The sequence below is a fragment of the Burkholderia sp. E168m22 genome, assembly GCF_001319805.1.
Lineage (GTDB): Bacteria > Pseudomonadota > Gammaproteobacteria > Burkholderiales > Burkholderiaceae > Burkholderia > Burkholderia orbicola.
This window is the reverse complement of the sequence record NZ_BBSK01000009.1, coordinates 14,302-35,025: the sequence shown is the minus strand read 5'-3', so window position 1 is coordinate 35,025 and position 20,724 is coordinate 14,302. Positions and strand designations below refer to the sequence as shown.

The window sequence follows — 20,724 nt, the reverse complement described above, 5'->3', positions numbered from 1 at the left end:
AATTGATGAATCTGCCGCACGCGCACTGACCGAACGGCGCCCCGGAAAATTAGGAGAAACAGCATGCCCCCGCACAACACCGACGACGTCCGCATCCGCGAACTCAAGGAACTGACGCCGCCCGCCCACCTGATCCGCGAATTCGCGTGCTCCGAAGCCGCGTCCGAGCTGATCTACCACTCGCGCCAGTCGATGCACCGCATCCTGCACGGGATGGACGACCGGCTGATCGTGGTGATCGGGCCGTGCTCGATCCACGATACGAAGGCGGCGATCGAGTACGCGGGCCGGCTCGTGAAGGAACGCGAGCGCTTCAAGGGCGAACTGGAAATCGTGATGCGCGTCTATTTCGAGAAGCCGCGCACGACGGTCGGCTGGAAGGGGCTCATCAACGATCCGCACCTCGACAACAGCTTCAAGATCAACGAAGGGCTGCGCACCGCGCGCGAGCTGCTGCTGCAGATCAACGAAATGGGGCTGCCGGCCGCGACCGAATACCTCGACATGATCAGCCCGCAGTACATCGCCGACCTGATCTCGTGGGGCGCGATCGGTGCACGCACGACCGAGTCGCAGGTGCACCGCGAGCTCGCGTCGGGGCTGTCGTGCCCGGTCGGCTTCAAGAACGGCACCGACGGCAACGTGAAGATCGCCGTCGACGCGATCAAGGCCGCGTCGCAGCCGCACCATTTCCTGTCGGTGACCAAGGGCGGCCATTCGGCGATCGTGTCGACGGCCGGCAACGAGGACTGCCACGTGATCCTGCGCGGCGGCAAGGCGCCGAACTACGACGCGGACAGTGTGAACGCCGCGTGCGCGGACATCGGCAAGGCCGGCCTTGCCGCGCGCCTGATGATCGACGCGAGCCACGCGAACAGCTCGAAGAAGCACGAGAACCAGATCCCGGTGTGCGCCGACATCGGCCGCCAGATCGCGGCCGGCGACGAACGCATCGTCGGCGTGATGATCGAGTCGCACCTCGTCGAGGGCCGCCAGGACCTGAAGGAAGGCTGCGCGCTGACCTACGGCCAGAGCATCACCGACGCGTGCATCGCGTGGGACGACAGCGTGAAGGTGCTCGAAGGCCTCGCGGAATCGGTGAAGGCACGGCGCGTCGCGCGCGGTAGCGGGAACTGAAGAAACGCCGACAGGCTGATCGCATGGCCTGGCCTGGCGGCGAATGGCCATGCGGCCAGCCTGCGCCCGGCGTGTCGCTCTGCTAGACTAGCTAACATCATCTAGCTAACCAGAGGATCGACCATGCCGACCGTCAACATGCACGATGCCAAGTCGCGGCTTTCCAGCCTCGTCGAAGCGCTTGAATCGGGGCGCGAAGCCGAAGTCGTGATCGCCCGCAATGGTCATCCGGTCGCGCGGATCGTTCCTTACGCCGCGCCGAAGCGGATCGGCGCGGCCCGTCAGTTGCTTGCCGGATTGAACATCCCGGCAAGCGTCGAGGCATTCAATGCCGGCGATGAATCGATCGCCGCCGACTTCGATGCCAGCTCGGACCAAGGGCTTGCACCGTGAAGCTGCTGCTCGATACGCACATCGCGCTCTGGGCGGCTGAAGGTGCGCCGCAACTTTCGGCAACCGCCGCCGCATTGATCGAACATCCCCAAAACACGCTGTACGTCAGCGCTGCGTCGATTTGGGAAATCGCGATCAAGTACCGCAAAGGCAATCTGCCCGTCCATCCGCGAGATGCGCGTTCGGCATTTCGGCTTGCAGGTTTTGCGGAGTTGCCGATCAGCAGCGATCACGCCGAGGCAGTCGCCGCGTTGCCGGATTTCCCGGACCATGCCGATCCGTTCGACCGCATGATGGTCGCGCAGGCACTGCATGAAGGCATGCCGCTCGTCAGTGCCGATCCGAAGGTGTGGCGCTACCACGCAACGCTGATGTTGCGCGCCTGAAGTCGCCCGCACGGTGCCGCATGTAAAAAGCCCGGCTCGCGCCGGGCTTTTTCATTGCATTGTTGCGTTGGCCGAGACCGGCCGCCGGTACCTCACTCGAGCGCGCCCGACCCGAAGATCTCGGTGTTCACGCGTTCCGGTGCGACGCCGAGCGCGACGAGCGCGTCGCGCTGCGCCTTCATGAACGCGACCGGCCCGCAGATGTAGTAATCGGCATCCGGTACCAGCGCGTAGTGCTTCACGCGCTCCGGCGTGAGGCGCCCTTCGAGGTCGTGGTCGATGCCGGCGCGATCGTTCGGGCCGACCAGCTCGTACAGCACCGTGCGCTTGACGTTCGCGTGCTCGCCGACGGTGTCGTTCAACCAGTCGCGGAATGCGTGCACGGCACCCGAACGGCAGGCGTGAATGAACCGCACGTCGCGCGGGCTGCCCGCGGCGATCAGCGTCGACGCCATCGACATCATCGGCGTGATGCCGACGCCGCCCGAGATCAGCACGACCGGCGTATCCACGTTGCGCTTCAGCGAGAAGTCGCCCATCGGCGCGGTCACTTCGACGATCGCGCCCTCTTCGACGCCGTCATGCATCAGCGTCGACACCTTGCCGGCCGGGATCGCTTCCGGCTTGCCGGCCTCACGCTTCACCGAGATGCGCAGCCACTTGCCGTGCGGCGCATCCGAGAGACTGTACTGACGCGGCTGGTCGACGCCGAGATCGCCGACGAAACGCTTCACCGTGATGTACTGGCCCGGCTCGAACGTCGGCGCCGCGCCGCCGTCGGCCGGCGTCAGGTAGAACGACGTGATCTCGTCGCTTTCACGCACCTTGCGCGCGACCCTGAACGGGCGGAAGCCGCTCCACGCGGCGTTCGCGTACAGATCGGCCTCGGCGTCGATCAGGATCTGCGCGAGCTGGCCGTACGCGACGCGCCATGCCTCGAGCGTGTCGGCATCGACCGCGTCGCCGAGCACTTCGACGATCGATGCGAGCAGGTTCTCGCCGACGATCGGGTAATGCTCGGGGCGGATGTTCAGACTGGCGTGCTTGTGCGAGATGCGCGACACCGCGCCGCCAAGCGCCCCAAGGTTGTCGATGTTCGCCGCATACGCATAAACGGCCTTCGCGAGCGTCTCGGGCTGGCTGCCGGTCTTCTGGTGCGTCTGGTTGAACAGGTTCTTCAGTTCCGGATGACGCGCGAACATGCGCTGATAGAAATGCTTCGTGATCGTCGCGCCGTGCTCGGCGAGGACGGGGGCGGTGGCCTTCACACGGGCCATCTGGTCAGCGGTGAGGTGGGTCATGTTCGCTCTCCTTTAAACATGCACAAAGAATACATGTTTAAAGGAGAGCGCTCGCCGGGCAAATTGTCGCAGTGCGCAAAAATGTGACGGCAGGCTAACGGACGCGCCCGCGCTCCCATAACACGTCGGTTCCGCCGTCGGCGCGGTTCAGCACGCGCGCCAGCACGAACAGCAGGTCGGACAGCCGGTTCACGTACCGCCGCGGTGCATCATTGAGCGTGTCGCCGCGCCCGAGCGCGACGATCGAGCGCTCCGCGCGGCGGCACACGGTTCGGCAGACGTGCGCGAGCGACGCCGCGCGCGAGCCGGCCGGCAGGATGAACTCCTTCAGCGGCGGCAGCGTCGAGTTGTAGTCGGCAAGCCACCGGTCGAGGCGGGCGAGATGCGTGTCGTCGAGCACCGCGTGGCCAGGAATGCACAGCTCGCCGCCGAGATCGAACAGGTCGTGCTGAATCGTGACGAGCGCCGTGCGCACGTCGTCCGGCAGGGTCTCGGCCAGCAGCACGCCGAGATTCGAGTTCAGTTCGTCGACGTCGCCGATCGCGGCAATCCGCGCGTCGTCCTTGCCGATGCGCCGTCCGTCGCCAAGGCCGGTGGTGCCGTCGTCGCCCGTGCGCGTCGCGATCTTGCTCAAGCGGTTGCCCATGCGAATGTCCTCTCGTGCGCGGCCGCCATGCGGCCCGGTTGGCTGGAACGCGATTATCGCAGCCCGCGGCGGGAGGCGCAGCGGACGTTACAGCGTAGAATGGGCCGACAGTTCGACAAGCAGTCAGGAGACATTCGTGAATCACCCTGCCCCGCCGGCCGCCACGCGCCGCCCGCTGCCTCCCGCCATGCTCGATGCGCTGCGCGCCGCCTTCGGCGAGCGCGTGTCGACCGCCGACGCGGTCCGCGCCCATCACGGCCGCGACGAATCCCCGTTCGATCCGCAACTGCCCGACGCCGTCGTGTTCGCGCGCAGCACCGACGACGTGCGCGAAGTCGTGTCGCTGTGTTCGCTCTACAGCGTGCCGCTGATCCCGTACGGCGCCGGTTCGTCGCTCGAAGGCCACCTGCTGGCGGTGCGCGGCGGCGTGTCGCTCGATTTGTCGGAAATGAACCGCGTGCTGTCGATCAACGCCGAGGACCTGACCGTGACGGTCGAGCCCGGCATCACGCGCAAGGCGCTCAACGAGGCGCTGCGCGATACCGGCCTGTTCTTCCCGATCGATCCGGGCGCCGACGCCAGCATCGGCGGGATGACCGCGACCCGTGCATCGGGCACCAACGCCGTCCGCTACGGCACGATGCGCGAGAACGTGCTCGGCCTGACCGCGGTGCTCGCGGACGGCCGCGTGGTCAAAACCGGTTCCCGCGCACGCAAGTCGTCGGCCGGCTACGACCTCACGCGCCTGTTCGTCGGGTCCGAAGGCACGCTCGGCGTGATCACCGAAATCACGCTGCGCCTGCACCCGCTGCCCGAAGCCGTGTCGGCCGCGATCTGCACGTTCCCGACGATGGGCGACGCGGTGCGCACGGTGATCGAGACGATCCAGATCGGCGTGCCGATCGCGCGCGTCGAATTCGTCGATGCGCTCGCGGTACGCTCGATCAACCGCCACTCGAACCTGACGCTGACCGAAGCGCCGACGCTGTTCTTCGAATTCCACGGCACCGAGGCCGGCGTGAAGGAACAGGCCGAACTCGTGCAGGCGCTCGCCGGGCAGAACGCCGGCCAGGGCTTCGAATGGGCGACCCGCCCCGAGGATCGCACGCGGCTCTGGTCCGCGCGTCACAACGCGTACTTCGCGATGCTGCAGCTGAAGCCCGGCTGCCGCGCGGTGACGACCGACGTGTGCGTGCCGATCTCGCAGCTCGCCGCGTGCGTCGAGGAAACCGAGGTCGACCTGCGCGCGTCGTCACTGCCCTGCCCGATCGTGGGCCACGTCGGCGACGGCAATTTCCACGTCGCGATCCTGATCGATCCCGACAAGCCCGAGGAACTCGCCGAAGCCGAACACATCAACGACCGGATCGTCGAGCGCGCGTTGCGGCTGGGCGGCACCTGCACGGGCGAGCACGGCGTCGGGCTGCACAAGATGCGCTTCCTGCCGAAGGAGCACGGCGACAACGCGATCGACACGATGCGCGCGATCAAGCTCGCGCTCGATCCGCGCAACCTGATGAATCCAGGCAAGATTTTCACGTGCTGACCCGGCGGCGCGAGCTCGCGCCGCACGCAGGAGACCTCATGAACGCTCCCGTCGAACTGTCGAGCGCCGCACGCGCGCAGCGTCAGCGCGAAGTCGTGCAGGCGCTGATGGCCGTGCTGCCGACGCACTGCCTGCTGTACCGCGACGAGGACACCGCGCCGTACGAATGCGACGGCCTGTCCGCGTACCGCCGGCTGCCGCTCGCGGTCGCGCTGCCCGAGACGGAATCGCAGGTGCAGCGGATCGTGCAGATCTGCCGCCGCATGGAAGTGCCGATCGTGCCGCGCGGCGCCGGCACGAGCCTGTCGGGCGGCGCGCTGCCGATCGCGCTCGGCGTCGTGCTGTCGCTCGCACGCTTCACGCGCATCGTCGAAGTCGATCCGTACGCGCGCACGGCAACCGTGCAGCCCGGCGTGCGCAACCTCGCGATCTCGGAGGCGGCCGCGCCGTACGGCCTGTATTACGCACCCGATCCGTCGTCGCAGATCGCCTGCACGATCGGCGGCAACGTCGCGGAAAATTCCGGCGGCGTCCACTGCCTGAAATACGGTCTGACCGTGCACAACGTGATGCGCGTGCGCGCGGTGACGATCGACGGCGAGGTGGTCGAATTCGGCTCGCTCGCGCTCGACATGCCGGGCCTCGACCTGCTCGCCGTGATGATCGGCAGCGAAGGGATGTTCGCGATCGTCACCGAGGTCACGGTACGGCTGATTCCGAAGCCGCAGACCGCGCAACTCGTGATGGCGAGCTTCGACGACGTCGTCAAGGGCGGCGAGGCGGTGGCGGCGATCATCGCGTCGGGCATCATCCCGGCCGGGCTCGAGATGATGGACAAGCCCGCCACGCAAGCGGTCGAGGCGTTCACGCACGCGGGCTACGACCTCGACGCGAAGGCGATCCTGCTGTGCGAATCGGACGGCACGCCGGAAGAAGTCGCCGAGGAAATCGTCCGGATGACGGCCGTGCTGCGCGAACACGGCGCGACGCGCATCCAGGTGTCGCGCAACGAACACGAGCGGCTGCGCTTCTGGTCCGGCCGCAAGAACGCGTTTCCGGCCGCCGGGCGCATTTCCGCCGATTACTACTGCATGGACGGCACCGTGCCGCGCCGCGCGATCGGCCCGCTGCTCGCGCGCATCGAGCAGCTCGAAACGCGCTACGGGCTGCGCTGCATCAACGTGTTCCATGCGGGCGACGGCAACATGCACCCGCTGATCCTGTACAACGCGAACGATCCCGACGAGCTGCACCGCGCCGAGCAGTTCGGCGCGGAAATCCTCGAATGCTGCGTGGAATTCGGCGGCAGCGTGACCGGCGAGCATGGTGTCGGCATCGAAAAACTCAATTCGATGTGCGTGCAGTTCTCGCCGCAGGAGCGCGATGCGTTCTTCGCGGTCAAGCGCGCCTTCGATCCGGCCGGGCTGCTGAATCCGGACAAGGGCATCCCGACCCGCGCGCGCTGCGCCGAATACGGTCGCCAGCACGTGCGCGGCGGGCTGTTGCCGCACCCCGACCTGCCGCGCTTCTGAGCGGCGCGCGGGTCGCGCCCCGCACCGGCGGCCGTGGTGCGGGGGTCTGCCGCGCCCGCGCGGCGCGTTCGGGCGCCGGCGCCGGCAGGCCGCATCCGATACGGGGCTTAGGGATAGTCGCGATGTGGAATCGCGCCACCCCGGTACAATCGACCGAACAACGAGACGAGAAAGCAACAGGACATGGAAGAGGACGACATCGTCGCCGGATGGGCCGAGCGCATCCGCGCCGCCAGTGCCGACGGCCGGCCGCTGCGGATTCGCGGCGGCGGCACCAAGGACTGGTACGGCCAGGCGCTCGAGGGCGAAATACTCGACACGCGTGCGTTTCAGGGCATCGTGTCGTACGATCCGGCCGAACTCGTCGTCACGGTCCGCGCGGGCACGCCGCTCGCGCAACTGGAAACCGCCCTCGCCGAGTGCGGCCAGATGCTGCCGTTCGAGCCGCCGCACTTCGGCCGCACGGCCACCGTCGGCGGCTGCGTCGCGGCCGGCCTCGCGGGCCCGCGCCGCGCCACCTGCGGCGCCCCGCGCGATTTCGTGCTCGGCACCACGCTGATGAACGGCCGCGGCGAAATGCTGCGCTTCGGCGGGCAGGTCGTGAAGAACGTCGCCGGCTACGACGTGTCGCGCCTGATGGCCGGCGCGCTCGGCACGCTCGGGCTGATGCTCGACCTGTCGATCAAGGTGCTGCCGATGCCCGTCGCCGAGGTCACGCTGAAGTTCGAGATGACCGCGACCGACGCGGTGCGCAAGCTCAACGAATGGGGCGGCCATCCGCTGCCGGTCAGCGCGAGCGCGTGGCGCAACGGCACGCTCGTGCTGCGCCTGTCGGGCGCGGAAGCCGCCGTGAAATCCGCGAAGACGCTGCTCGGCGGCGAAGTCGTCGACGCGGTCGAGGCCGAGCGCTTCTGGTCCGGCCTGCGCGAGCACACCGACCCGTTCTTCAACGGCATCCCGCCCGGCTATGCGCTGTGGCGCCTGTCGCTGCCGTCGATCACCGAACCGATGCACCTGCCCGGCACCCAGTTGATGGAATGGGGCGGCGCGCAGCGCTGGTGGATCACCGACGCCGACGCGCAAACCGTGCGCATGAGCGCGAAGCAGGCCGGCGGCCATGCGACGCTGTTCCGCGCGGGCGACACCTACGACCGCAGCGCGGGCGTGTTCACGCCGCTGCCCGCGCCGATGATGAAAATCCACCGCGGGCTGAAGAGCGCGTTCGATCCTGCGCGCATCTTCAATCGCGGCCGGCTTTACCCTGAGCTCTGAGGGCTGGATGCAAACGAATCTCGCCGATTTCATCCGCAATACGCCCGACGGCGACGAGGCCGACGCGATCCTGCGCAAGTGCGTGCACTGCGGGTTCTGCACCGCGACCTGCCCGACCTACCAACTGCTCGGCGACGAACTCGACGGCCCGCGCGGCCGCATCTACCTGATCAAGCAGATGGTCGAAGGCGCACCCGTCACGCGCAGCACGCAACAGCATCTCGACCGTTGCCTCACGTGCCGCAGTTGCGAGACGACCTGCCCGTCCGGCGTCCAGTACGGCCGGCTCGTCGAGATCGGGCGCAAGCACGTCGAGGCGCAGGTGGAGCGCCCCGCCCAGCAGCGGCTGATGCGCCGCGTGCTCGCGAGCGTCGTGCCGAACGCCGCGCTGTTCTCGCCGATGATGCGGCTCGGCCAGCACGTGCGGCCGCTGCTGCCGAAGCGGCTGCGCGACAAGGTGCCGCCGCGCACGCGGCTGCTCGAATGGCCGCACCGCACGCATCCGCGCAAGATGCTGATGCTCGGCGGCTGCGTGCAGCCGTCGATGCTGCCGAACATCAATATCGCGACCGCGCGCGTGCTCGACGCGCTCGGCATCGAGACGGTCGTCGCGCCCGACGCGGGCTGCTGCGGCGCGATCCGCCTGCACCTGAACTATCACGACGAAGCGCTCGACGACGCGCGCCGCAACATCGACGCGTGGTGGCCCCACGTCGAACAGGGCGTCGAGGCGATCGTGATGAACGCGTCGGGCTGCGGCGCGACGGTGCTCGAATACGCGCACCTGCTGCGCGACGATCCGGCCTACGCGGAGAAGGCGCAGCGCATCGTGTCGCTGACGCGCGACGTCTCCGACGTGCTGCTCGCGTTCGAGGCCGAACTCGCGACGATCGCGCGGCGCCGCGCGATCCATACGGTCGCCTATCACCCGCCGTGCACGCTGCAGCACGGCCAGCAATCGCGCGGCAAGGTCGAGCGCCTGCTGGAGACGCTCGGCATCGACGTGCGGCTGCCGGCCGACAGCCACCTGTGCTGCGGCTCGGCCGGCACCTACTCGCTGACGCAGCCGTCGCTGTCGTACCGGTTGCGCAAGCAGAAGCTGCTGAAGCTGCAGGCGCTCGAGCCGCAGATGATCGTGTCCGGCAACATCGGCTGCATCGCGCACCTGCAGAGCGGCACGCAGGTGCCGGTCGCCCACTGGGTCCAGCTCGTCGAGCATTTGTTGTACGGCTAGGCCTCGTCCCGGCACGCAACGGGTGGACGGGCGCACGCGCGGCGTCCGTATAATGAGCGGATCGATACGCCGCGTGTCGCGGCGCATCGGCTTCATGCCCGCTTCCCGTGCTGCTTCCGTGCCTGCTTTCGTGCCCGTCATGTCCGATCTCGCCGCCCGCCTCGCCTCCGTTCACCGCCGCATCGCCGACGCTGCCCGCGCGGCCGGCCGCGATCCCGCCACCGTCTCGCTGCTCGCCGTGTCGAAGACGTTCCCGGCCGACGACGTGCGCGCCGCGCATGCGGCCGGGCAGCGCGCGTTCGGCGAGAACTACGTGCAGGAGTCGATCGACAAGATCGACGCGCTCACCGACCTGCGCGCGAGCCTCGAATGGCATTTCATCGGCCCGCTGCAATCGAACAAGACGCGCCCCGTCGCCGAGCGCTTCGACTGGGTCCATTCGGTCGACCGGCTGAAGATCGCGCAGCGCCTGTCGGAACAGCGCCCCGCGCACCTGCCGCCGCTGAACGTGTGCGTGCAGGTGAACATCAGCGGCGAGGCGTCGAAGAGCGGCGTCGCGCCGGCTGAGGTGGCCGAGGTCGCGCGGGCGGTCGCCGCGCTGCCGTCGCTGCGGCTGCGCGGCCTGATGGCGATTCCCGAGCCGGCCGACGACACCGACGCGCAACGCGCGCCGCATCGCGCACTGCGCGCGTTGTTCGACACGTTGCGCGCCGACGGCCTGCCGCTCGACACGCTGTCGATGGGCATGTCCGCCGATCTCGACGCGGCCGTGCTCGAAGGCGCGACGATCGTGCGCGTCGGCACCGCGATCTTCGGCGCGCGCGATTACGCGCACTGAATGCCGCGCCCTTTTCCGCCTTTCCGTTCACTCACTCGCTCATTCCCGACATCATGAAAATCGCATTCATCGGCGGCGGCAACATGGCCGCGGCCCTGATCGGCGGCCTGATCAAGCGCGGCGTCGCCGCGGACGGCCTGTACGCCATCGACGTCAACGAAGACGTCCGCGCGCGCGCCGCGCAGCAGTTCGGCATCCGCACCGGCGCGGCCATCGACGCGACGCTCGTCGATTACGACGCGATCGTGCTCGCGGTGAAGCCGCAGGTGCTGAACGACGTCGCGCAAGCGCTCGCGCCGCACCTGAAGTCGCAACTCGTGATCAGCATCGCGGCCGGCATCCGCGGCACGGATCTCGCCCGCTGGCTCGGCGGCTACGCGCGCGTCGTGCGCACGATGCCGAACACGCCCGCGCTGGTCGGCATGGGCGTGACGGGCCTGGCCGCGCTGCCGGGTGTCGATGCGGCGGGCCGCGAACTCGCGTCGAGCGTGCTCGGCGCGGTCGGCGAAATCGTGTGGTTCGACGACGAAGCGCAGCTCGACGCGGTCACCGCGATTTCGGGCAGCGGCCCCGCGTACGTGTTCTATTTCATCGAAGCGCTGCAGGAAGCCGCGCGCCGCCTCGGCATGAACGACGAGCAGGGCCGCGCGCTCGCCGTCGCGACGTTCACCGGCGCCGCGCAACTCGCCGCGCAATCGGGCGAGCCGGCGAGCGTGCTGCGCGAACGCGTGACGTCGAAGGGCGGCACGACGGCCGCCGCGCTCGCGGCGTTCGACGCGCAGGGCGTGAAGGAAGCGATCGTGCGCGGCGCCCTCGCGGCCGAAGCGCGCGCGAAGGAAATGGGCGACGAGCTCGGCCGCGCGTAAGCGCGACGGCGGCACCGGTCGTGCCGGCGCGAGAAAAAAAAGCGACCGTCAGGTCGCTTTTTCGTTGGCGCCGCGCGCAAGTACGCGCGGTGTGCCGTTCAGTTGCCCGCCAGCAGGTAATGCGCGGCGATGCCCGCGAACAGCACGCCACCCAGCCAGTTGTTGTGGCGAAACGCCGCGAAGCACGGCATCCGTTCGCGATCCTTGATCAGCGTGTAGTGATAGAGCGCGCAGCCGACCGCCGCCGCCCAGCCCACCCAGTACGCGAGGCCGAAGCCGAGCGTCACGCCGATCCACACGTAGATGCCGAGCGTCGCCGCGTAGCACGCCATCACGGCCGCGACGTCGAAACGGCCGAACGTCAGCGCGGACGTGCGGATGCCGATCTTGATGTCGTCGTCGCGATCGACCATCGCATATTCGGTGTCGTACGCGACCGACCAGAAGATGTTCGCGACCAGCATCACCCACGCCAGCACCGGCACCGTGTCCTGCACGGCCGCGAACGCCATCGGGATGCCGAAGCCGAACGCGATGCCCAGATACGCCTGCGGAATCGCGAAGAAGCGCTTCATGAACGGGTAGGAGCCGGCGACGAACAGCGCGACGACCGACAACTCTTTCGTCAGCGTATTGAGCGGCAGGATCAGCAGGAACGCGATGAACGACAGCCCGACCGCGATCGCGACGGCTTCCCATGCGCGGATCTTGCCCGACGTCAGCGGCCGGTCGGCCGTGCGCTTCACGTGGCGGTCGAAATCGCGGTCGGCGTAGTCGTTCATCGCGCAGCCGGCCGAGCGCATCAGCAGCGTGCCGAGCGTGAAGATCACGAGCAGCGGCCAGCGCGGGCGGCCGTCCGACGCGATCCACAGCGCGTTGAGCGTCGGCCACAGCAGCAGCAGGCTGCCGATCGGCTTGTCCATCCGGACGAGCCGCAGATACAGGGGAAAGCGGGCAAGCATGGCGAAGCACCGGGAAGAGAATCCCGGCATTTTAGAGCCGAGCGGTGCTTCGCGTCATGTCGGCGCGACCCTCAGCCGGTAGCCGCGGCGAGCCGGCGGGCCGCCGTAGCCCGCTATGCGCGGCCGGCAGCGGCATACGTTAATCAGGGGACAGATTCAGTGCCACCACCAATCGGGCCGGCCTGCCGTCTCCGGCCGCACCGGGCTTAGGCGAGCAGCGACCGCAGCATCCATGCGGTCTTTTCATGCGTCTGCAGGCGCTGCGTCAGCAGGTCGGCGGTCGGCTCGTCGCTCGCCGCGTCGGCGATCGGGAAGATTTCGCGCGCGGTGCGCACGACCGTCTCGTGCCCTTCGACGAGCTGGCGAATCATCTCCTCGGCGGCCGGCACGCCCTTCGCTTCCGGCACCGACGACAGTTTCGCGAACTCGCCGAACGTGCCGGGGGCGACCACGCCCAGCGTGCGAATGCGCTCGGCGACGGAATCGACCGCGAGCCACAGTTCGTTGTACTGCTCCTCGAACATCAGGTGCAGCGTGTTGAACATCGGTCCGGTCACGTTCCAGTGGAAATTGTGGGTCTTCAGGTACAGCGAAAAGGTATCGGCGAGCAGGCGCGACAGGCCGTCCGCAATGTTCTTGCGGTCCTTGTCGCTGATACCGATGTTGATCTGCGTGGCGTTGCCTTTCTTGGCCATCTTCGGGACTCCTCATTCGAAATGTTGAACCGGCGAAAATGCGTCGAGCAATCCGCATGCCGCGTCGCGCGGCATCCGTTCGCGACTCGCCAGTCTAGCGTCGCGAATCCATCGTCGCACTACGCGAGCGCGTGCAGCGCCTGCGAGACCAGCTCCACCGCCCCGCCGACGACGATCGCGAAGCCGACGACGTAGCGCGCCAGCTCGCCCGGCGATCGCAGAATGGGCGATGCGGCGGCACGCATGTCGAGCATCATTTGCGTCATGGTCGTCACTCCTTTGACAAGACATCGTTCAGAGAAGAAACGGCCGGTCGCTGGACCGGCCGTTTCACGTTACTGCATCACCGCATCAGGATGCGGCCAGGTTCATGCGAGGTCGAAGCGGTCGAGGTTCATCACCTTGTTCCAGGCGGCGACGAAGTCGCGCACGAACTTCTCCTGCGCATCCGCGCTGCCGTACACCTCGGCCAGCGCGCGCAGCTGCGAGTGCGAGCCGAAGATCAGGTCAACGCGCGTGCCGGTCCACTTGACTGCGCCCGTCGCGCGATCACGCCCTTCGAACACGTCGTTCGCGGCCGACACCGGCTTCCACTCCGTGCCCATGTCGAGCAGGTTCGCGAAGAAGTCGTTCGACAGCGTGCCCGGACGATCGGTGAACACCCCGTGCTTCGAGTCGCCGACGTTCGCGCCGAGCACGCGCAAGCCGCCGACCAGCACGGTCATCTCCGGCGCCGTCAACGTCAGCAGTTGCGCCTTGTCGACCAGCAGCGCCTCGGCCGGCGTCTTGTACGCGCTCTTCAGGTAGTTGCGGAACCCGTCGGCGAGCGGCTCGAGCACGGCCATCGCGTCGACGTCGGTTTCTTCCTGCGACGCATCCATCCGGCCCGGCGCGAACGGCACCGAGATCGAGATACCCGCGTTCTTCGCCGCCTGCTCGACGCCGGCCGCACCGGCCAGCACGATCAGGTCGGCCAGCGACACCTTCTTGCCGTCCGTCTGCGCATCGTTGAACGCCTTCTGCACGCCTTCGAGCGTTTCGAGCACCGCCGCCAGCGCCACCGGCTGGTTCACTTCCCAGTCCTTCTGCGGCGCGAGGCGGATACGCGCACCGTTCGCGCCGCCGCGCTTGTCCGAACCGCGGAACGTGGCCGCCGACGCCCATGCGGTCGACACGAGCTGCGACACCGACAGGCCCGTGGCCAGCACCTTCGCCTTCAGCGCGGCGACGTCGGCGGCGTCGATCAGCGGGTGATCGACGGCCGGAATCGGGTCTTGCCACAGCAGGTGTTCCGACGGCACGTCCGGGCCGAGATAGCGGGCTCGCGGGCCCATGTCGCGGTGCGTGAGCTTGAACCACGCGCGAGCGAACGCGTCGGCGAATTCGGCCGGGTTCTCGTAGAAGCGGCGCGAGATCTTTTCGTAGGCCGGGTCGAAGCGCAGCGACAGGTCGGTCGTCAGCATCGTCGGACGATGCTTCTTCGACGCGTCGTACGCATCGGGAATCACTTCGCCGGCGTCCTTCGCGACCCACTGGTGCGCGCCGGCCGGGCTCTTCGTGAGCTCCCACTCGTAGCTGAACAGGTGCTTGAAGAAGTCGTTGCTCCACTTCGTCGGCGTCGAGGTCCACGTGACTTCGAGGCCGCTCGTGATCGTGTCCTTGCCCTTGCCCGTACCGAACGTGCTCTTCCAGCCGAGGCCCTGCTGCTCGATGCCCGCGGCTTCCGGCTCGGGGCCGACGTTCGAGGCCGGGCCGGCGCCGTGCGTCTTGCCGAACGTGTGGCCGCCCGCGATCAGCGCGACCGTTTCCTCGTCGTTCATCGCCATCCGCGCGAACGTCTCGCGGATGTCGTGCGCGGCAGCGACCGGGTCGGGGTTGCCGTCCGGGCCTTCCGGGTTCACGTAGATGAGGCCCATCTGCACCGCGGCGAGCGGGCTTTCGAGCTCGCGCTTGCCCGTGTAGCGGCTGTTCGGGCCGCCGCTCAGTTCCAGCCAGATCTTTTCCGAGCCCCAGTAGACGTCGTCCGGTTCCCACGTGTCGGCACGGCCGCCGGCATAGCCGAACGTCTTGAAGCCCATCGATTCGAGCGCGACGTTGCCGGTCAGGATCAGCAGGTCGGCCCACGAGATGTTGCGGCCGTACTTCTGCTTGATCGGCCACAGCAGGCGACGCGCCTTGTCGAGGCTGACGTTGTCCGGCCAGCTGTTGAGCGGCGCGAAGCGCTGCTGCCCGCCGCCCGCGCCGCCGCGGCCGTCGGCCGTGCGATACGTGCCGGCGCTATGCCATGCCATGCGCACGAACAGGCCGCCGTAGTGGCCGAAGTCGGCCGGCCACCAGTCCTGCGACGTCGTCATCAGCGCGTGCAGGTCCTGCTTCACCGCGGCGAGATCCAGCTTCTTGAACGCCTCGGCGTAGTCGAAATCCGGGTCCATCGGATCGGACAGCGCCGAATGCCGATGCAGGACGTTGAGGTTCAGCTGATTCGGCCACCAATCCTTGTTCGTCGTGCCGCTGCCTGCGGTGTGGTTGAACGGGCACTTCGTTTCGTTCGACATGCTTTTTCTCCTTGTCTTGCTCGTAGGCCCCCACGTGCCGGGCGCGGTTCGTGGAGCATTGCGGGGGGATGAAACGGAACAGGCGGTTCCTCCGGTCGTACTACGGGACGTCGTGCGCGGCCTGCGACCCGCGTTCCCGCTGCGACGCGCCGCAGGGGCGCTCGGGGAAGCGGCTGCCGGCGGTCGTCGTGCCGGCGAGGCGGGTGGTTCTGCGTGTATCGGACATGCAATGCTCCCTCATGGCTCGACGGCAGTTAATCGGGGGAACACACGACCGGTGCAGCGGCACTCATCCGCCATACACACGGTCCGCCAGGTACGCGAACGCAATCGGACGCAGGCCGCGAACCGCCGCCCTGGCGCGATGTACGACCATGTCACGCGACGGGACGTTCCGCTGCGCGTGCTGCAATACCGACCGCATCATGACATCCTCCTTTGACGCTTGCATTCATCGTGCATCCCGCACCGACCGCACGTCGACTTGACGCCGATCCATGTAGAGGATTCTATCTATATCTATCAATTATTTGAATTTGATAAATTTCATCTATGCGATAGGAAAAAATAAACGGGGTCGTAAGACCCCGTTCATCACGCTGCCATGTGTACATGCGCAGCTGCGTCAGTGTCAGTTCATCGTGGCCGGCATGTCGAGCTTCGCGACGCCCGGCAGCTCGCACGCGGCAATCGCGTCGCTGATCGCATCGATCGCCGGCATCCGCGTGAAGCTCTTGCGCCATACGAGCACCACGCGGCGATCGGGCACGGGCTCGTTGAACGGCACGTACGACAGCAGCTCGGCATCCGGGCCGTTCGCGCGCGGGCCAACCTCGGCGACCGACATCCGCGGCAGCACGGTGATGCCGACGCCGCTCGCGACCATGTGACGGATGGTTTCGAGCGACGAGCCCTCGAAGGTCTTCTGGATGCCGTCGGCCGTCTGCGAGAAGCGCATCAGTTCCGGACACACGCCCAGCACGTGATCGCGGAAGCAGTGGCCGTTGCCGAGCAGCAGCATGGTTTCCTGCTTCAGGTCCTCGGCGTCGATTTCGTCGCGCTTCTCCCACGGATGGCCGGCCGGCAGCGCTACGACGAACGGCTCGTCGTACAGCGGCCGCACCATCAGGCCGGTTTCGGGGAACGGCAGCGCCATGATCGCGGCGTCGATCTCGCCCTGCTTCAGCAGTTCGAGCAGCTTCAGCGTGTAGTTCTCCTGCAGCATCAGCGGCATCTGCGGGACACGCTGGATCATCTGCTTGACGAGCGTCGGCAGCAGGTACGGCCCGATCGTGTAGATCACGCCGAGGCGGAACGGGCCGACCAGCGGGTCCTTGCCCTGCTTCGCGATCTCCTTGATCGCGAAGGTCTGCTCGAGTACGCGCTGCGCCTGGGTCACGATCTGGTCGCCGATCGGCGTCACGCTCACTTCGCTCGCGCCGCGCTCGAAAATCTGCACGTTGAGCTCGTCTTCGAGCTTCTTGATCGCCACCGACAGCGTCGGCTGGCTCACGAAGCATGCTTCGGCCGCGCGGCCGAAATGCCGCTCGCGCGCAACCGCGACGATGTATTTCAATTCAGTCAGCGTCATTGTGGGTCAATCAGAGATATACAGGCGATAGGTTTAATTTATACACCTGTTGGCACCGATTCGCCAAGTTTCTCTGCATCGCGATGCGTCGATCGGCGTCGAATTGGCGTCGATTGGCGGCTTTCGATCCGGCCCCGAGCCGGTCGATCAGGCCTTCAGATACTGTTCGCGCGCACCGAGCCAGCGCGCGAGATGCTGCGTGACGACCTCGGGGTACGCGGCAATCAGCCGCGCCGCGGCCTCGCGGGCCGGGTCGATCAGCCAGCCGTCGGTCTCGAGGTTCGCAAAGCGCAGCATCGCCGCGCCCGACTGGCGCGCACCGAGGAATTCGCCGGGCCCGCGGATTTCGAGGTCGCGCCGCGCGATCTCGAAGCCGTCGGTCGTCTCGCGCATCGTCTTCAGCCGCTCGCGGCCGGTGAGCGACAGCGGCCCGGTGTACAGCAGCACGCACACCGACGCCGCGGTGCCGCGCCCGACCCGGCCGCGCAACTGGTGCAGCTGCGCGAGGCCGAAGCGCTCCGCGTGCTCGATCACCATCAGCGACGCGTTCGGCACGTCGACGCCGACCTCGATCACCGTCGTCGCGACCAGCAGCTGCACTTCGTTGCGCGTGAACGCCTCCATCACGGCCGCCTTGTCGGCCGGCGACAGCCGGCCGTGCACGAGCCCGACCTTCAGTTCGGGCAGCGCCGCGGCGAGCGTCTCGTAGGTCTCGACGGCCGTCTGCAGCTGCAGCGTCTCGCTCTCCTCGATCAGCGGGCATACCCAGTACACCTGGCGCCCGGTCAGCGCGGCCTCGCGCACGCGGGCGATCACTTCTTCGCGCCGCGCGTCGCCCACCAGCCGCGTCAGCACCGGCGTGCGGCCCGGCGGCAACTCGTCGATCGTCGACACCTCGAGATCGGCGTAGTACGTCATCGCGAGCGTGCGCGGGATCGGCGTGGCCGACATCATCAGCTGGTGCGGCTGAAAGTCGCGTGCGCCGTTGGCGGCGTTCGCGGCCTTCGCGCGCAGCGCGAGACGCTGCTCGACGCCGAAGCGGTGCTGCTCGTCGACGATCACGAGGCCCAGCCGCGCGAATTCGACCGTGTCCTGGATGATCGCGTGCGTACCGATCACGAGCTGCGCGGTGCCGAGCGCGGCCGCCTCGATCGCCGCGCGCTTTTCCTTCGCCTTCAGGCTGCCCGCGAGCCACGCGACCGTGACCCCGAGCGGCTCGAGCCACGCGCGCAGCTTGCGCGCGTGCTGTTCCGCGAGGATTTCGGTGGGCGCCATCAGCGCGGCCTGATAGCCGGCGTCGATCGCCTGCGTGGCGGCCAGCGCCGCGACGACCGTCTTGCCGCTACCGACGTCGCCCTGCAGCAGCCGCTGCATCGGGTGCGCGAGCGTGAGGTCGTGCGCGATCTCGTCGACGACGCGCGCCTGCGCACCCGTCAGCGTGAACGGCAGCGCCGCGTACAGGCGCGTGGTCAGCGCATCGGTATCGGTCGCGGCGCGACGCGGCATCGCGGGCGCGGCGCGCGTGCGGCGCTCCTCGTGCGCGCGCTTCAGCGACAACTGCTGCGCGAGCAGTTCCTCGAACTTGATGCGCGTCCACGCCGGATGCGACCCGTCCATCAGCGCGGCTTCGTCGGAATCGACGCGCGGGTGATGCAGGATGCGCACCGCCTGCTCGAGCGTCGGCACGTCGAGCGGCTTCAGGTAATCGCGCTGGATCTCGGGCGGCAGCAGTTCGGGCAGCGGCGTGCGCTCGACCGCGTTCTCGATCGCCTTGCGCAGATACGCCTGCGACACGCCGGCCGTGCTCGGGTAGACGGGCGTGAGCACCTGCGGCAGCGGCGCATCGGCTTCGACGACGCGCACGGCCGGATGCACCATCTCCATCCCGAAAAAGCCGCCGCGCACGTCGCCGCGCACGCGCAGCCGCTGGCCGACGGCCATCTGCTTGACCTGCGACCCGTAGAAGTTCAGGAAGCGCAGCACGAGCTGCTCGCCGTCGTCGTCCTGGATCTTCACGACGAGCTGGCGACGCGGCCGGTACGCGACCTCGTTGTCGAACACGACGCCTTCGGTCTGCGCGATGCCGCCCGGCAGCAACTCGCCGATCGGCGTGAGCGTGGTCTCGTCCTCGTAGCGCATCGGCAGATGCAGCACGAGATCGATCGAACGCGTGAGGCCGAGCTTCGCGAGCTTGTCGGCGGTTTTCACGGGCTTGTCGGCGGCCGGCTTCTTCTTGCGCTTCGCGCCGGATGCGCCGGGCGCATCCGCTTCGTCGCCGCCCGCGCCCGGTTCGGCGTCGGGCGCGACGGCCGCGGGCTGCGCGAGCCGGCCGTCGGCGCCGCGCTTCGGGCCGGCGCGGCGGGCGCCGGGGCCTGATGCGGACGGCGCGGGCGACGCGGCATCGTCCGCGTCGAACGGATCGGCGGAATCGGCAACGGCAGCGGGGGAACGGCGTGGTGACACAGGCATCGGATCGTCTGGGTGCTTCGCAAGGCAAGTACAATAGCGGCTTTCACGTCGTCCGAACGAACGACGCCGGCCAGGCCGCGCATCCCGTCATCATAGCGGCTCGCGCGCCCCGATTACGCGTTTCCGCCCTGCCGGCGACGCCCGCCGGCCGCTTCGAACCAGCCCGCATGTTCACGCTTTCCGATTTCGATTTCAATCTGCCGCCCGAGCTGATTGCCCAAACCGCGCTGCCCGATCGCACCGCGAGCCGCCTGCTCGAGGTCGACGGCAGCGTCGCGCCCGCGCGCCTCGTCGACCGCCATTTCGCCGAGCTGCCGTCGTGCATCGCGCCGGGCGACCTGCTCGTGTTCAACGATACCAAGGTGCTGAAGGCGCGTTTCTTCGGCCAGAAGGCCAGCGGCGGCAAGATCGAGGTGCTGATCGAGCGCGTGACCGGCACGCACACGGCGCTCGCGCAGATCCGCGCGAGCAAGTCGCCGGGCACCGGCACGACGCTGCGCCTGGCCGACGCGTTCGACGTGACGGTCGGCGAGCGCGTCGAGCCGTTCTTCACGCTGCACTTCCCCGCGCCGTGCCTCGACCTGATCGAGCAGCACGGCCGGCTGCCGCTGCCGCCGTATATCGAGCACGACGCCGATGCGACCGACGAGACGCGCTACCAGACCGTCTATGCGAGCAACCCGGGCGCGGTCGCCGCGCCCACGGCCGGGCTTCATTTCGACCAGCCGCTGCTGGAGAAGCTCGACGCGATGGCCGTCGAGCGCGCGACGCTGACGCTGCACGTCGGCGCCGGCACGTTCCAGCCGGTGCGCGTCGAGAACATCGCCGAGCACAAGATGCACAGCGAGTGGTACGACCTGCCGCAGTCGCTCGTCGACAAGATCGCCGCGACCCGCGCGCGCGGCGGCAACGTGATCGCGGTCGGCACGACGTCGATGCGCGCGCTCGAAGCCGCGGCGCGCAGCGCCGACGAGGCCGGCCGCCCGCTCGCGGCGACGCAGGCCGAGACCGACATCTTCATCACGCCCGGCTACCGTTTCCGCGTGGTCGACCGGCTCGTCACGAACTTCCACCTGCCGAAGTCGACGCTACTGATGCTGGTGTCCGCGTTCGCGGGCGTCGAGACGATCCGCGCCGCGTACCGGCACGCGATCGAAGAACGCTACCGCTTCTTCAGCTACGGCGACGCGATGCTGCTCACGCGGCGCGACACGCCGGAGGCGTCGGGCGCGTAAGCGCAGTCGACAGCATCGGCTCGATGCGCACGATGGCCGGCGCGTCGCACTGCCGCCGTGCCGTTT

At 68.1% G+C, this 20,724-nt stretch carries 19 protein-coding genes; 10 read left to right on the top strand and 9 right to left on the bottom strand.

Annotated elements, in window-relative coordinates:
• Positions 1-63: 63 nt before the first annotated feature.
• The 3 genes from aroG to AP428_RS00985 all read left to right on the top strand — a co-directional run bounded on the left by aroG (position 64) and on the right by AP428_RS00985 (position 1,916).
• Complete coding sequence (aroG, locus tag AP428_RS00995) at positions 64-1,137, top strand: 3-deoxy-7-phosphoheptulonate synthase AroG (protein ID WP_006476851.1); 1,074 nt, start codon at positions 64-66, stop codon at positions 1,135-1,137.
• Positions 1,138-1,260: 123 nt separating this feature from the next.
• Positions 1,261-1,530 (top strand): type II toxin-antitoxin system Phd/YefM family antitoxin, encoded by a 270-nt coding sequence (locus AP428_RS00990; RefSeq protein WP_012327935.1) that lies wholly within the window; start codon positions 1,261-1,263, stop codon positions 1,528-1,530.
• Complete coding sequence (locus tag AP428_RS00985) at positions 1,527-1,916, top strand: type II toxin-antitoxin system VapC family toxin (RefSeq protein WP_006476852.1); 390 nt, start codon at positions 1,527-1,529, stop codon at positions 1,914-1,916. The genes AP428_RS00990 and AP428_RS00985 overlap by 4 nt, the downstream gene beginning before the upstream one ends.
• A gap of 92 nt (positions 1,917-2,008) precedes the next feature.
• Here AP428_RS00985 and hmpA read toward each other — a convergent pair whose 3' ends face one another.
• Together hmpA and AP428_RS00975 are read right to left on the bottom strand one after the other, a co-directional pair.
• Positions 2,009-3,217: an NO-inducible flavohemoprotein gene (gene hmpA, locus AP428_RS00980; RefSeq protein WP_054927379.1), complete on the bottom strand. Its 1,209-nt coding sequence runs from the start codon at positions 3,215-3,217 to the stop codon at positions 2,009-2,011.
• A 94-nt stretch (positions 3,218-3,311) separates the two neighbouring features.
• Complete coding sequence (locus AP428_RS00975; RefSeq protein ID WP_054927378.1) at positions 3,312-3,863, bottom strand: cob(I)yrinic acid a,c-diamide adenosyltransferase; 552 nt, start codon at positions 3,861-3,863, stop codon at positions 3,312-3,314.
• Between the two features lie 136 nt (positions 3,864-3,999).
• Here AP428_RS00975 and AP428_RS00970 point away from each other — a divergent pair, with 136 nt between their 5' ends.
• The 6 genes from AP428_RS00970 to proC all read left to right on the top strand — a co-directional run bounded on the left by AP428_RS00970 (position 4,000) and on the right by proC (position 11,151).
• On the top strand, positions 4,000-5,409 hold the full coding sequence (locus tag AP428_RS00970; protein ID WP_012327933.1) for an FAD-binding oxidoreductase: 1,410 nt from the start codon (positions 4,000-4,002) through the stop codon (positions 5,407-5,409).
• Between the two features lie 38 nt (positions 5,410-5,447).
• Entirely contained in the window at positions 5,448-6,941 is a 1,494-nt protein-coding gene (locus tag AP428_RS00965) for an FAD-linked oxidase C-terminal domain-containing protein (RefSeq protein WP_006497501.1), read from the top strand.
• Between the two features lie 183 nt (positions 6,942-7,124).
• Positions 7,125-8,213 carry a glycolate oxidase subunit GlcE gene (glcE, locus tag AP428_RS00960; RefSeq protein ID WP_006476858.1) on the top strand — a complete coding sequence of 363 codons (1,089 nt, stop codon included), beginning with the start codon at positions 7,125-7,127 and terminating at the stop codon, positions 8,211-8,213.
• A gap of 7 nt (positions 8,214-8,220) precedes the next feature.
• The gene (glcF, locus tag AP428_RS00955) at positions 8,221-9,447 is read left to right on the top strand and encodes a glycolate oxidase subunit GlcF (protein ID WP_006476859.1); all 1,227 of its coding nucleotides are present in this window, start codon (positions 8,221-8,223) and stop codon (positions 9,445-9,447) included.
• Between the two features lie 139 nt (positions 9,448-9,586).
• The gene (locus tag AP428_RS00950) at positions 9,587-10,285 is read left to right on the top strand and encodes a YggS family pyridoxal phosphate-dependent enzyme (protein WP_054927377.1); all 699 of its coding nucleotides are present in this window, start codon (positions 9,587-9,589) and stop codon (positions 10,283-10,285) included.
• 53 nt (positions 10,286-10,338) lie between these two features.
• Positions 10,339-11,151: a pyrroline-5-carboxylate reductase gene (gene proC, locus AP428_RS00945; RefSeq protein WP_054927376.1), complete on the top strand. Its 813-nt coding sequence runs from the start codon at positions 10,339-10,341 to the stop codon at positions 11,149-11,151.
• Positions 11,152-11,249: 98 nt separating this feature from the next.
• Here proC and ubiA read toward each other — a convergent pair whose 3' ends face one another.
• The 7 genes from ubiA to recG all read right to left on the bottom strand — a co-directional run bounded on the left by ubiA (position 11,250) and on the right by recG (position 19,423).
• Complete coding sequence (gene ubiA / locus AP428_RS00940; protein ID WP_027812716.1) at positions 11,250-12,113, bottom strand: 4-hydroxybenzoate octaprenyltransferase; 864 nt, start codon at positions 12,111-12,113, stop codon at positions 11,250-11,252.
• Positions 12,114-12,319: 206 nt separating this feature from the next.
• On the bottom strand, positions 12,320-12,808 hold the full coding sequence (gene dpsA / locus AP428_RS00935; RefSeq protein ID WP_006476862.1) for a non-specific DNA-binding protein DpsA: 489 nt from the start codon (positions 12,806-12,808) through the stop codon (positions 12,320-12,322).
• Between the two features lie 119 nt (positions 12,809-12,927).
• A complete protein-coding gene (locus AP428_RS37070) occupies positions 12,928-13,074 on the bottom strand; it encodes a hypothetical protein (protein WP_164728307.1) in 147 nt (48 codons plus the stop codon).
• Positions 13,075-13,176: 102 nt separating this feature from the next.
• Positions 13,177-15,363 carry a catalase/peroxidase HPI gene (gene katG / locus AP428_RS00930; RefSeq protein ID WP_054927375.1) on the bottom strand — a complete coding sequence of 729 codons (2,187 nt, stop codon included), beginning with the start codon at positions 15,361-15,363 and terminating at the stop codon, positions 13,177-13,179.
• Positions 15,364-15,463: 100 nt separating this feature from the next.
• Positions 15,464-15,589, bottom strand: a complete 126-nt coding sequence (locus AP428_RS37640) for a hypothetical protein (RefSeq protein ID WP_256333940.1) — start codon at positions 15,587-15,589, stop codon at positions 15,464-15,466.
• Between the two features lie 405 nt (positions 15,590-15,994).
• Positions 15,995-16,954, bottom strand: a complete 960-nt coding sequence (locus AP428_RS00925; RefSeq protein WP_006476864.1) for a LysR substrate-binding domain-containing protein — start codon at positions 16,952-16,954, stop codon at positions 15,995-15,997.
• 147 nt (positions 16,955-17,101) lie between these two features.
• Complete coding sequence (gene recG, locus AP428_RS00920) at positions 17,102-19,423, bottom strand: ATP-dependent DNA helicase RecG (protein WP_054927374.1); 2,322 nt, start codon at positions 19,421-19,423, stop codon at positions 17,102-17,104.
• A 167-nt stretch (positions 19,424-19,590) separates the two neighbouring features.
• On the opposite strand from recG, the gene queA reads away from it, so the two are divergent.
• The gene (gene queA / locus AP428_RS00915; protein ID WP_054927373.1) at positions 19,591-20,658 is read left to right on the top strand and encodes a tRNA preQ1(34) S-adenosylmethionine ribosyltransferase-isomerase QueA; all 1,068 of its coding nucleotides are present in this window, start codon (positions 19,591-19,593) and stop codon (positions 20,656-20,658) included.
• Positions 20,659-20,724: the final 66 nt, after the last annotated feature.